Raw genomic sequence first — 11,758 nt, forward strand, 5'->3', positions numbered from 1 at the left:
GCTGACCGCCGGGCCTCAGCGCTTGGCGGTCAGGCCGACCAGCGCCGTCACCGTATCGGTGTCACCGGCCGACTTGTAATCGTTTCGCTCATAGGTCAGGTCGGCCGTCGCATCGAGATACCGATTGATCTTCCAGGTCAAACCAGCCCCTGCATTGTAAACCGTCTTGTCTGCCGATGCGCCCGCGTCGTCGTAGCGGCTCACCGACGTGCCGCCGGTCAGCCGTGCGACGAGATTGCTGCGCAGCTCGTGGGCAAGGCTGACGTCGAGGCTGTGCACGCTTGCACCGCTGACGCCGGCCGCAGTCGAGGGATCGAGGGTCGTGGCGAGCGTCACGTCCACCGTTGTGCCCTCGCGCGGCGACCAGAAGAGGTTGCCATCCACCGTGACTGCGGAAAGATCGGCGAGACGGCTGTCGTCGAAGCGCTGCTGCTCGTAGCCGACCGCAATTTCGCCGCGCAGCTTTTCGCCGAGATCGACTGCCACGCCGGTCTTTGCGCCGTAAATGTCGGCCGAGCGGCGATAACCGCTGGAATCGACGCTGTCGTCATAGATCAGCTTGCCGGTGGTCGCCTCGACGAAGGGTGTGAGTGCGGTCGATAGCTCCACGCCGAGGCGCGCGCTGATCGTCGCACGGGTGCGGTCACGGTCGCTGCGGTCGACGGTGGTGCCGTTCGAGAGTTCGGCGTCGGAGTACAGATAACGACTGGCCTTGGTGGCGATCGAGCCGCGCAGCAGTCCAAGATCGCGCTCGACCGAGACGCCGCCGTCGAACTGGTGCACGCCCGACTGGACGCTGGCACCCGAGATGGCATTCGGGTCGTTGGTGTCCTCGCGGCTGAAGCTGTAGGCGCCGGTGATGTTGGCAATGGTGTCGTCGGCGAGATCGAGCCGCAGGTTGGCGTCGATCCGGGCGCGGGGCTTGTCGGCGCCGTCACCCGACAGCGTTTCCTGCCAGGCGCCTTCGCCGCCGATGGTCAGTTCATGGCGGGACCAGTCGGAGGTCAGCGTACCCTTGAGGCCGGTTTCCGAGAAAACCCGCCGCTCACTGCCGGTTGCCGTCTTTTCCCGTTCAATGCCGATCTGCTGGTTGAGTGCGGGGCGCAGCACCAGCGTGCCGAGCCGGATGCCCATGTCTCGCTCGTCATCGCGGCGAATACGGGCGGCAGCCGGGTTGTCGAGACGGGTTTCCCGGAGGTTCTGGCGGCCGAAGTCGTCGTCCAGCGGCGCGATATCGGCGTTTTCAACCGCCGGCTCCAGGAGCGGCGCAGGTGCTGCGGTCGCTGTTGTCGTCGGGTCGGTCACGACATTGGCGGCGGTCGGGTCCGTCGGCCCGGTCAGGGGCTCGGTGTCCGCAGAGGTGAGCAGAGTGCCATTGGCAGCCGTCAGCCGGTTTGGCGCAGCCACCGGGTTCGCCGTCACCGCCTGTTGGGCGGCAAGCGGCAAGGGCAGGGCAAAGACATGGGCGGCCAGCAAAGCGGCCATGCCGCGCAGCCCGAGGCGCTTGGCGCCCCGCAATCCCATCTTGCCATTCACTATCATCTGTCCGCCCGGCGCTCCGTCATGCTTACCGAAAGGTAAAGCCTGGTGGTTAATGATTGGTTTCGGTGCTGTGCGTCGATCGGGCCTGATTTACAGGGCAGGCCAAACGCAGTATGGGACGGCCATGATCAAGCGCGCCGTCAATCTCGTCGAAGCCAGTGCCACCCAGTCCGCGATCCGCGTGGTCGCGACCGAGCGGGAGGGGCTGCAGGTCCTGGAAGATGCGCTGGCGGGACCGCTGGCGGCTCCCTTCGGCAATGCCGTCAAGGCAATCGGCGACATCACCGGCCGTGTCATCGTCACGGGTGTCGGCAAGAGTGGCCATATCGGCTCGAAGATTGCCGCAACCTTCGCCTCGACCGGCACGCCGGCCTTCTTCGTGCATCCGGCCGAAGCCAATCACGGCGATCTCGGCATGATCGCCCAGGATGATGCGATCCTCGCGATCTCCTGGGGCGGCGAGACGGTCGAGCTGCAGGGCATCCTCAACTATTCGCGGCGCTTTTCCATTCCCCTCATCGCCATCACCTCGGGCGAGACCTCGACGCTGGCCCGCAATGCCGATGTCGTGCTTCTGATGCCGAAGGTGCAGGAGGCCTGCCCGCATGGCCTCGCGCCGACGTCTTCCGCCGTGCTGCAGCTTGCCATCGGGGATGCCATTGCGATTGCGCTTCTGGAGGCGCGCGGCTTCAGCCCCAGCGATTTCCGCACCTTCCATCCCGGCGGCAAACTCGGGGCGGCGCTCACCCATGTGCGCGACATCATGCATACCGGCGATCGGCTGCCGCTGGTGCCGCTTGGCACGTCGATGCCGGAGGCGGTCAAGACCTTGTCGCACAAACGCTTCGGCTGTGTCGGTGTGGTCGATGGCCAGGGCAAGCTCTGCGGCATCGTGACCGAAGGCGACATGGCCCGCAATCTGGCGCGGGATCTCTCGGTGCTCAACGTCGAAGACGTGATGACCCGCAATCCGAAGGTGATCCAGGGGGATGCGCTCGCCACCACGGCAGCGGCCACGATCAACAAGCTCGGTATCGGCGCGCTGATGGTGGTCGATGATCAGGATCAGCCGATCGGCCTCATACACTTCCACGATTTGCTGCGCATCGGCGTTGCCTGAAACGTTCAGGCATCCTTGGGCCAATCTTGTGCGCCGTGGACGACCGCTAGAATCTCCACGCGATCCGAGATCCGATACACCACGAAATACGGTGTGCCGACAATGACGAGTTCCCGCGTACCAAGAGCGCGACCCTTTCGCCCAATGTTGGGATTCTCGCTCAAAAGATCATGTGTTCTCGACCAGATCTTGACTGTGATCTGGTGCGCGGCCCTGGGGCTGTCTGTGGCGATATAGTCCCCGATCTCCTCGAGATCTCCCAGAGCCCCGAGGGTCCAGGTGACCTCCATCAGGCTGGCCGGTATTTGTTGAGAACCCGCTCGATCTCTCGCGTATCCGCGAAGGCTCGGCGATCAGCCTCCTCGACTGCCGCCGCGATCTTCTCCAGGAAACGTTCCTGCCAATCAAGGGAACGACCGTTCTCCAGAGCATCTCTGACGATATCCGATGCCGAGAGGTTCGAGCGCGCGGCAAGCGCGTCGATGCGGGCGGCCAGATCGGCTGTGATGGCGAGTTTCACGGTCATGAGCGAACTATGCCATGGATTCCAGCATGCGCAAGATCACGCAGGATTCAGGCCTCATCCACCGTCAAATCACGGCCATTGCTCGCGACGACGCGAACCTGCGTACCGGCCGCGAGATCCGGGCCGGAGACGATCCAGAACGTATCGTCCAGGCGGATGCGGCCGCGGCCTTCGCGGATCGGTTCGGCGAGCGTCGCGGTGCGGCCGATGAGGCTTGCACCACGCTGGTTGAGAAGCGGTTCGTCGCTGCCGACATCCGTGCGACCGTAATAGCGGCGTCCGGCGAGCGTGAAGAGCACGGCTGCCACGGCGAAGAACAGGGCCTGCACCTGCCAGGCCCAGACGGCAAAGTCCCAGAGCAGCAGTGACAACGCGCCTGTCGCCAGGGCCGCAAGGCCGATCCAGACGAGAAAGACGCCCGGCATCAGCAATTCGGCGGCCAGCAACAGCATGCCGAGTATCCACCAGCTCCAGGGACCGAGTTCGGCAATGATGCGGGCGATCATGCTCACGTCTCGCTGGAGGGGGCGAAGGGATTGACGGCCGGTGTGGGCCGTGGCGGTGCTGCGACACGCGGCGCGGCCGGGGGTGGTGTCGGCCTTGCCGGCTGGTCGCCGAAGACCTCACGGGCGATCGCGCCGATGCCGCCCAAGGTGCCGACCAGTGCCGAGGCTTCCATCGGCATCAGCACGATCTTGGAATTGTTCGCCGTGCCGATGGCGGTCATGGCTTCCGTGTATTTTTGTGCGACGAAGTAGTTGATGGCGTTCAGGTCACCGGCGGCGATCGCTTCCGAGACCATGCGGGTCGCCTTGGCTTCGGCTTCCGCCAGACGCTCACGGGCTTCGGCCTCACGGTAGGCGGCCTCGCGCTGGCCCTCGGCTTCGAGGATCGCCGACTGCTTGGCGCCCTCGGCGCGCAGGATCTGCGCGTTGCGGAAACCTTCCGCTTCCAGAACCTGGGCGCGCTTCTCACGCTCGGCCTTCATCTGCCGGCCCATGGCATCAACGAGGTCGACCGGCGGCTGGATGTCTTTGATCTCGACGCGCGTGACCTTGATGCCCCAGGGACGCACGGCCTCGTCGACAACCTTCAGCAGGCGGTCGTTGATCACCTCGCGGTTGGACAGCAGTTCATCGAGGTCCATGGAGCCCATCACCGAGCGGATATTGGTCATGGTGAGGTTCAGGATGGCGTTTTCGAGATTGGCCACCTGATAGGCCGCTTCGGCGGCATTCAGCACCTGATAGAAGGCCACCGCATCGGCAGAGACGGAGGCGTTGTCCTTGGTGATGACCTCCTGGGTCGGCACATCGAGCACCTGTTCCATGACATTCATCTTCGAACCGATGCGCTCGATGAAGGGCACGATCAGATTGAGGCCGGGTTCCAGCGTGCGGGTGTAGCGACCAAATCGCTCGATTGTGTAGCGATAACCCTGTGGCACGGTCTTGATGCCGGCAAACAGAACGAGGACGACCAGGGCCACCAGTGCGATGACGACAATATCCGGACCTGCGAGCATGACGTGATTTTCTCCCCATTCGGCCGAGAACGGCCACCCATCATGGCGCTAACATCGGGATATGACGGGGGGATTGCAAGTGCCATTGCACGGTCCGGCGTGAATGCGGGTCCTGCCAAGCCCGAGAAAGACAAAAGGCGGAGGGTGTCCTCCGCCTTTGATCCATTGGCCAACTTCTGCAGCCGTCGTGACGGCTGGGCTTGTCAGAACTCTTCCCAGTTGTCCTGCGCGACTGCGGCATTGCCGTGGGCGCGCGGGGCAGGGGCTGCGGCTCTCGCAGGCTGTGCCGGTGCACGCGGAGCAGCAGGGCGTGCGGCGGCGGCCGGCTGGCTGGGCCGAGCCATGGCGCGCGCGGTGTCGCGGAGTGCACCGGCCTGCGCTGTCTGGACACCGTCGATCTGGAAGTGCGAGATCAGGTCGCGGAGCTTGGCTGCTTCGGCAGCGAGTGCGCCGGAGGCGGCATTCGATTCCTCGACCATGGCGGCGTTCTGCTGGGTCGTCTGGTCCATCGCGTTGACGGCGTGGTTGACTTCGGAGAGGCCGGTCGCCTGCTCCTTCGCCGAGATCGCGATCGCATCCATGTGCGTGTTCATCTCGCTGATGAAGCCGCCGATGGTGCGCAGCGCCTCGCCCGTCTTGCGGACGAGATCGACGCCGCCGGCGACTTCCGCCGACGAGTTCTGGATGAGCGCCTTGATTTCCTTCGCAGCATTGGCCGAGCGCTGGGCGAGTTCGCGGACTTCCTGAGCGACGACGGCAAAACCCTTGCCGGCTTCGCCTGCGCGGGCCGCTTCAACGCCAGCGTTGAGGGCAAGCAGGTTGGTCTGGAAGGCGATTTCGTCGATCACGCCGATGATGTTCGAGATCTGCTGCGAGGACCCTTCGATCCGGCGCATGGCCTCTTCGGCGCGGGCAACGACTTCCGACGACTGGTTGGCGGAGGTGTTGGCATGGGCGGCGACCGAGCGCGCTTCTTCGGTGCGCTTGGTCGAGTTCACCACGTTCGCAGTGATCTCTTCGACGGCTGCGGCCGTTTCTTCCAGCGCCGCCGCCTGCTGCTCGGTGCGCTTGGACAGGTGGTCGGTGCCCGAGGCGATTTCGCGGGTGCCGGTTTCCATGGTCGCCACGCTGTTGGTGATGCCGGCGAGCGTTTCGTTCAACTGGCGAACCGAGAGGTTGAAGTCGTGACGCAGCTGTTCGAAATCAGGTGCGAAGGCTTCGTTGATCTGGAAGGCAAGGTCACCCGAGGCGAGACGCTGCAGACCGGCAGCCAGGCCGGAGGTTGCGATGCGCAGGCGCTCGGCCGCATCGGCTTCCGCACGCTGCTGGTCGGCGATTCGGTTTGCTTCCGCCTTCTGGCGATTGGTCTCGGCTTCGGCTTCAAGGCGCTTGTTGGCGATGGCGGCCTCGCGGAAGATCTGCATGGACCCGGCCATGCGGCCGATTTCGTCCTTGCCACCCTGTTCAATCACGACATCCAGATCACCATTGGCCAGGCGAGACGTGACGTCTGCCAGTTTGCCAAGCGGGCGGGAAACGAGCTGGAAGTTCAGGAAGCCCATGAGAACAGCGGCGGCGCCGACAACGAGCGATGCGATCAGGCTGACGCTCTGGACCATGTCCAGGGCCGCATGCTGGGTCGCCGTCGCGGCCGCAGCGCGGCTTGCCATGGAGGACTGCACTGCAGCGAGGCTGGTTTCGACCGCTTTGACGTAACGTGCGCCTTCACCCGTCACTTCGATGGCACGGGCGAGTTCAACGGTCTGCGGATCGCGCATCAGGAGGATCTGGCGTTCGACGACCTTGGTGGTCCAGTCCGCCACGGAGGCAAAGGCTTCCTTCAGTTTCGGAAGCTCAGCCGGAGACGACTCGGCGAATGTCTTTTCAAGCCTGCTCATGTCGGCCTTCATCTCGGCCAGACCGCTGTCTACGGCCGCCGAATATTCGCGGTTGCCGGTGAGCAGGAAGGTCTTCAGATGCATGTCCGTGACAGACAGATCTGCGGAAAACTCAGTGATGGTGTCTACGAGCTGGTTGACGAGCTCGGTTTCCGCGACCTGGTGATTGGCTTCCAGTGCCCGGTTGTAGATGAAGGTTGACGATGCAATGGCGATGGCCGCCAAAATGCCGAAGGCGATGAAGCCCTTGGCGCTGACAGAAAGGTTCTTCAGCATATTTCGATCCAGTCTCGGTCTGAGAGAATGTGCAACATCATTTCTTGGCACGGTCGCCCTCATGGCGCCGTGGCGGTCGCTCAGGAACCGGCCTGCATGCGTCTTTCGAGTTCCGTCAGGTTCAGTTCAACCGTGACGGCGCCGATCTTCTTCTTGTCGGCAGAAAGGATTGTGAAGCTCACCTGGTCGCGCCAGATCTTGGCTTCGTCGTCCCATTCCGCTTCATCGACGAACAGGGCATCGTCGGCCACCGCAAATGTCTTCTGGTACTTGTCTTCGTCTCCCTGCCAGAAATCGCTGGTGACGGAGCTCTGACCGACATTCAGGCCGGTCTTGTCCATCACGAAGATCTCGGCATAGAGGCCAAGAGACTTGCCCTGGATGCGGGCGAGGTAGACGGAAAGCGGGCTCGACAGGGTGGCTGCGATCAGCGGCTTGTCGGCGGCTTCACGCTCGGCCTTCCACTGGTTGTCCAGCGTGTCGATCTTGTCCTGGGTGAGGTTGTCGAAACGGGCATTCTGGGCTTCAACCGATACCTGGACGATTTCAGTATCGATGAATTTGCGCATGTCCTCGATGACGGCGGGCGTCACGAGCTTCGCCACGTCCGGCTTGGGCGGCTCGGCCAAAACCGAGCCGGCGGACATGATCAGGGCGGCCATTGCTACAGATGTTTTCAGAACACTCATCATTGGGTCTCCTCATATTGAGAAGAATTCTAGCATCCATTGTTAAATGGTCTCTTAATATAAGAAGATGTGAATCAAAAATTGTAATAAAATTCAAACAGTTGCAATTGATTTCAATCGAGGAAGATGAACCTCACCCTCTCAAGTTGTTGTTTGCTGGCGATTGGTGTTGAATACCGGACAGGCCAAATGCATTGAATTTGTGCAGGTTAGGCCAAGGCTGCGATGCGCTGGTGGTGCGGTGACGGGCGTGAGCCATAAAGGTTGCATCGCATAACGGTTGTAGGCGCTGCTCTCTCTGTGTTCGGCCTCTGAACGTTCCCATTCCCGTTCAAATACGCATGCTGGTGCCGGAAACACGAAGGCCGCCCGAAGGCGGCCTCAAAGGGATTGGATGTCGCTCAGGCCCAACCCTGGAGTTCACGGCGCACCACGTTCTCGATCACGCGCATGCCGTTTTCGCTGTCGTTCAGGCAGGGAATGTGGGTGAACTTCTCGCCGCCATTGTGGAGGAAATCCTCGCCTGCTTCGCCGGCAATCTCCTCCAGCGTTTCCAGGCAGTCGGAGACAAAGCCCGGATTGAGGATGGCGATGCGCTTCACACCGTCCTTGGCCAGTTTCTCCACCGTCTTGTCGGTATAGGGCTGCAGCCATTCCTCCGGCCCGAAGCGGGACTGGAAGGTGACCATCAGCTTCTCCTTCTCCCAGCCGAGATGGTCGCGCAGCAGCCGCGTCGTCTTGTAGCACTGGCAATGATAGGGATCGCCCTTCATGAAGTAGGACTTCGGAATGCCGTGATACGAGGTGATGACCAGTTCCGGCTCCCAGTCGAGCGTGGCGAGATGCTCGTTGATCGAGTTGGCCAGTGCTTCGATATAAACCGGGTCGTCGGCATATTGCGGCACGGTGCGCAGCGCCGGCTGCCAGCGCATCTTCAGAAGCGCCTTGAAGGCCTCGTCATTGACCGTCGCCGTGGTGGCCGCCGCATATTGCGGATAGAGCGGATATATCAGGATCCGCTCGCAACCGGCCTTCTGCATCTCGTTCATCTTGGCCTGGATCGCCGGCTGGCCGTAGCGCATCGCCCAGTCGACATGCACGTTCGGCAGGTCCTTCAGCGCGGTCACCAGCTTTTCTGCCTGGCTGCGGGTGTAGGTGCGCAGATAGCTTTCATCGAGGTCCTTGTTCCAGATCTCCTCATAGGCCTTGCCGACCTTCTGCGGGCGCTTGTTCAATACGATGCCGTAAAGGATCGGATACCAGAACCAGCGGGACCACTCGATGACGCGCTTGTCCGTCAGGAATTCCTCGAGATAGCGGCGCATGGACTTGTAGTCGGTGCCGTCGGGGGTGCCGAGGTTGACGAGGAGCACGCCGACCTTGCCGAACTTGACGGGCGGATGGTCGGAGGGCCAGTGGGCGGGCATTGCGGTCATTGGGGGTATCCTGATGATTTGCTGCAGGGAAGCAATACGTCGAAAGATGGCACTGGGATCATCTGATAAAAGCAAAAGCCGGCCCGGGGAAGCCCGGACCGGCTGGTGATCCTGCGGCGAACCGTCTTACTTCGGGGGAAGCTGCAGTTCCTTGCCGATGGTGATCAGGTTGGGATTGCGCAGGGCGTTGGCCTCGGCAATCTTCGTCCACAGCAGGCCGTCGCCATAGGTGGCCTTGGCGATCTTCCACAGGCTGTCACCGGCGACCACCTTGTAGGCCGTTTCGGCAACGGCCTTGGCGGTTTCGGTCGCCGTCTTCGCCGGAGCCGTTGCTGCGGGTGCCGCAGCGGCCGGTGCTTGCGCAGCCGGGGCGGCCGGAGCCTCCGTGGCCGGCGCTGCAGGCGCTTCTGCGGCAGGAGCGGTGGTGGTGCTGGCGGCGGCCGTTTCGACAGCCGTGATGCGGCCGTCGGTATAGGGCTTGTAGGGGCTGTTCTTGGCGATGTAGTCGGCGACCACGGTCTCAAGGCCGGGGCCGAAATCATAGGCGTTCTGGCCACCGGTCGCGAAGACCTTGTAGCCGTCGCCGCCGCCGCGCATGTAGTTGTTGGTGGCAACGCCGTAGATCTTGTTGGCGTCGATTGCGACCCAGTTGTCGCCTTCCTTGACCATAACATCCGAGATGCGGCTGCCAGCCGGCTTGGACTTGTCGAACGCGTATTTCAGACCCGAGACCTGCGGGAAGCGGCCAGCGCCTTCCTCGATCTGGCTCACACCATTTTCGAGGGCGGCGACGACGTCCGATCCCTTGAGCTGGAAGGAGGCGAGCGTGTTCTGGAAAGGCAGCACGGTCAGGACTTCGCCCATGGTGACGGTGCCAGCATCGATCGAGGCGCGCAGGCCGCCACCGTTCTGGATGGCGATGGTCACACCCTGATCCTGCAGGCGGTCGACCATGGCATCGGCGACCAGGTTGCCCATGGTGCATTCCACCGCACGGCAGGTTTCGCGAGAGCCATCGATGGCATCGGACGTGGCGCCGATTTCCTTCAGCTTGATCTCCTCGATCGGACCGGCGAGTTCGGTGACCTTGGCGGTGAAGGCGGCATCCGGGGTCACCGAGGCGTCGAGCAGTTTCGGCGCACCGGCGGCGGATTTGACGACACCTGCATCGTCGAAGGTAACGGTCAGGTCACCGAGATATTTCGAATAGGCATAGGCCGTGACGATCGGCACGTCCTTGCCTGAGGGGTTCTTGACCAGGGTCGGATAGGGGCCGGCCGCCTTTTCGTCGGTGGAGGAGAGCAGGGTATGGCTGTGGCCGCCGACAATGACGTCGATGCCGTCAACCGCGGCTGCGATCTCCTGGTCCTTGACGTAGCCGACATGGGACAGGAGGACGATCTTGTTGACACCCTGGCCTTCGATCTCCTTCACGGCATCCTTCAGGTAGCCGATCTCGTCTGCGAAGAGGATGGCATCGCCGGGCGACGAGGTCTCGTCGGTGTCGGTCGCGAGAACGGAGACCACGGCCACCTTCTCGCCGCCGAAGTCCTTGACGATGTAAGGCTTGAACTTGTCAGCGACCGGCGAATTGAGGCCCGCCAGCGTGTTGCCGGAGATCATCGGGAATTTCAGCGCGTCGATGAACTTGGCCAATTCTTCCGGACCGTCATCAAATTCGTGATTGCCGATCGCCATGGCGTCGAAGCCGATGCCGTTCATGAATTCGGCGATCGGGGCACTTTTGTAGGTCGTGTAGAAGAGCGAGCCCTGGAACTGGTCGCCAGCATCGAGGGTCAGAACATTCTTGCCTGACAGTTCGCCACGACGGGCGTCGATGGCTGCCTTCACACGGGCGATACCGCCAAAGCACTCGTTCTTGGAGGCTTCCTCGGCCGAGCAAGTCGAGTCGGACTTGTTGATCGCTTCGATGCGGGAATGCAGATCGTTGATGTGGAGGATGTTGAGTTCGAAATCGGCGAGTGCTGCGCCTGTGGAAAGGGCGAGCACGGATGCGCTCAAGAGGCCTATTCGCAAGTGTCTGAACATCGTCTTTCTCCTGGTTCAATATCCGTCTGTCACTGTCTGGCATGCGACTGTGACAGATGCATGCCGGCTCGGGATGGCGGATGTTTTCATCTAGGCCGGGACAGGGCAAGGAAAAAAGCAGGTGGCGGTTCAGGTTAGAGGACACAAAACGAAAGAAGCGGCCATGGCGGCCGCTTCGATTTCGGAGACTTTGCGTGCTGCTTCAGGCGCGGCGAGCGAGTGAGAACTGCGCTCCGCTGTCGGATGTGCAGTTGAGCTGCGTCGGCGTGACGAGGGCGCAATTGACCTTCTGCTGGGTGTTGCGGACCAGCGACGTCATGTTGATCTCGACCAGGCGGTCGCCCTGCAGCGTGTAGGTGCCGGAGGCCAGGACCTGGTTCGTATCGGTGGTGCGGGTGGTGAAGGTGCCGCCGCGGAAGCTGGACGCGATGCCGTTCGGATCGACCCATTCGCCTTCGATTGACGGACCCTGCTGGACGGTCGGGAGCTGACGCGGTGGACCGGACGAATAGCAGGACGTGAGGGCAAGGCCTGCAGCTGCCAGCGTCACCACGGTTTTGGTCTTCATCTCAATCTCCCACCAACTCGACAGGTCGGCCATGCCGCCCGCCCTTGTGCATTGTTGCAAACCATGCCGCGAAGCCTTGCCCAAAGCAAGGCTCAGCACTTCGGCACCCTCAGTTATCCCGGCTCAGTT

At 62.4% G+C, this 11,758-nt stretch carries 11 protein-coding genes; 1 reads left to right on the forward strand and 10 read right to left on the reverse strand.

From position 1 onward, the window contains the following. Positions 1–15: 15 nt before the first annotated feature. A complete protein-coding gene (locus DFO46_RS02550; RefSeq protein ID WP_245422499.1) occupies positions 16–1,524 on the reverse strand; it encodes an outer membrane beta-barrel protein in 1,509 nt (502 codons plus the stop codon). A 142-nt stretch (positions 1,525–1,666) separates the two neighbouring features. Between DFO46_RS02550 and DFO46_RS02555 the strand changes: the two genes are divergently transcribed. Next, positions 1,667–2,662 carry a KpsF/GutQ family sugar-phosphate isomerase gene (locus tag DFO46_RS02555; protein WP_110791648.1) on the forward strand — a complete coding sequence of 332 codons (996 nt, stop codon included), beginning with the start codon at positions 1,667–1,669 and terminating at the stop codon, positions 2,660–2,662. Positions 2,663–2,667: 5 nt separating this feature from the next. Here the strand turns inward: DFO46_RS02555 and DFO46_RS02560 are convergent, their stop codons facing one another. The 9 genes from DFO46_RS02560 to omp10 form a co-directional block, all read right to left on the reverse strand. Beyond that, positions 2,668–2,952 (reverse strand): type II toxin-antitoxin system RelE/ParE family toxin, encoded by a 285-nt coding sequence (locus DFO46_RS02560; RefSeq protein ID WP_120276232.1) that lies wholly within the window; start codon positions 2,950–2,952, stop codon positions 2,668–2,670. Then, positions 2,952–3,188, reverse strand: coding sequence for a ribbon-helix-helix protein, CopG family (locus DFO46_RS02565; RefSeq protein ID WP_120276233.1), 237 nt, complete (start codon positions 3,186–3,188; stop codon positions 2,952–2,954). The genes DFO46_RS02560 and DFO46_RS02565 overlap by 1 nt, the downstream gene beginning before the upstream one ends. A 47-nt stretch (positions 3,189–3,235) precedes the next feature. Continuing rightward, the gene (locus DFO46_RS02570) at positions 3,236–3,694 is read right to left on the reverse strand and encodes an NfeD family protein (protein ID WP_120276234.1); all 459 of its coding nucleotides are present in this window, start codon (positions 3,692–3,694) and stop codon (positions 3,236–3,238) included. A 2-nt stretch (positions 3,695–3,696) separates the two neighbouring features. Next, on the reverse strand, positions 3,697–4,713 hold the full coding sequence (locus tag DFO46_RS02575) for an SPFH domain-containing protein (RefSeq protein ID WP_110791651.1): 1,017 nt from the start codon (positions 4,711–4,713) through the stop codon (positions 3,697–3,699). A gap of 203 nt (positions 4,714–4,916) precedes the next feature. Next, a complete protein-coding gene (locus DFO46_RS02580) occupies positions 4,917–6,887 on the reverse strand; it encodes a methyl-accepting chemotaxis protein (protein WP_110791653.1) in 1,971 nt (656 codons plus the stop codon). 80 nt (positions 6,888–6,967) lie between these two features. Further along, positions 6,968–7,576, reverse strand: a complete 609-nt coding sequence (locus DFO46_RS02585; RefSeq protein ID WP_110791655.1) for a hypothetical protein — start codon at positions 7,574–7,576, stop codon at positions 6,968–6,970. Positions 7,577–7,977: 401 nt separating this feature from the next. Further along, the gene (gene hemH / locus DFO46_RS02590) at positions 7,978–9,012 is read right to left on the reverse strand and encodes a ferrochelatase (RefSeq protein WP_120276235.1); all 1,035 of its coding nucleotides are present in this window, start codon (positions 9,010–9,012) and stop codon (positions 7,978–7,980) included. 126 nt (positions 9,013–9,138) lie between these two features. Beyond that, on the reverse strand, positions 9,139–11,061 hold the full coding sequence (locus DFO46_RS02595; RefSeq protein ID WP_120276236.1) for a 5'-nucleotidase C-terminal domain-containing protein: 1,923 nt from the start codon (positions 11,059–11,061) through the stop codon (positions 9,139–9,141). A gap of 202 nt (positions 11,062–11,263) precedes the next feature. After that, the gene (omp10, locus tag DFO46_RS02600) at positions 11,264–11,629 is read right to left on the reverse strand and encodes an outer membrane lipoprotein Omp10 (RefSeq protein WP_110791660.1); all 366 of its coding nucleotides are present in this window, start codon (positions 11,627–11,629) and stop codon (positions 11,264–11,266) included. Positions 11,630–11,758: the final 129 nt, after the last annotated feature.

It is taken from the genome of Rhizobium sp. AG855, from assembly GCF_003610655.1.
GTDB classification, from domain to species: Bacteria; Pseudomonadota; Alphaproteobacteria; order Rhizobiales; family Rhizobiaceae; genus Allorhizobium; species Allorhizobium wuzhouense.

Excerpts from the sequence above, each read along its gene's own strand:
- DFO46_RS02550 (WP_245422499.1), bottom strand. The coding sequence starts at position 1,524 with ATGGGATTGCGGGGCGCCAAGCGCCTCGGGCTGCGCGGCATGGCCGCT.
- DFO46_RS02555 (WP_110791648.1), top strand. The coding sequence starts at position 1,667 with ATGATCAAGCGCGCCGTCAATCTCGTCGAAGCCAGTGCCACCCAGTCC.
- DFO46_RS02560 (WP_120276232.1), bottom strand. The coding sequence starts at position 2,952 with ATGGAGGTCACCTGGACCCTCGGGGCTCTGGGAGATCTCGAGGAGATC.
- DFO46_RS02565 (WP_120276233.1), bottom strand. The coding sequence starts at position 3,188 with ATGACCGTGAAACTCGCCATCACAGCCGATCTGGCCGCCCGCATCGAC.
- DFO46_RS02570 (WP_120276234.1), bottom strand. The coding sequence starts at position 3,694 with ATGATCGCCCGCATCATTGCCGAACTCGGTCCCTGGAGCTGGTGGATA.
- DFO46_RS02575 (WP_110791651.1), bottom strand. The coding sequence starts at position 4,713 with ATGCTCGCAGGTCCGGATATTGTCGTCATCGCACTGGTGGCCCTGGTC.
- DFO46_RS02580 (WP_110791653.1), bottom strand. The coding sequence starts at position 6,887 with ATGCTGAAGAACCTTTCTGTCAGCGCCAAGGGCTTCATCGCCTTCGGC.
- DFO46_RS02585 (WP_110791655.1), bottom strand. The coding sequence starts at position 7,576 with ATGAGTGTTCTGAAAACATCTGTAGCAATGGCCGCCCTGATCATGTCC.
- hemH (WP_120276235.1), bottom strand. The coding sequence starts at position 9,012 with ATGACCGCAATGCCCGCCCACTGGCCCTCCGACCATCCGCCCGTCAAG.
- DFO46_RS02595 (WP_120276236.1), bottom strand. The coding sequence starts at position 11,061 with ATGTTCAGACACTTGCGAATAGGCCTCTTGAGCGCATCCGTGCTCGCC.
- omp10 (WP_110791660.1), bottom strand. The coding sequence starts at position 11,629 with ATGAAGACCAAAACCGTGGTGACGCTGGCAGCTGCAGGCCTTGCCCTC.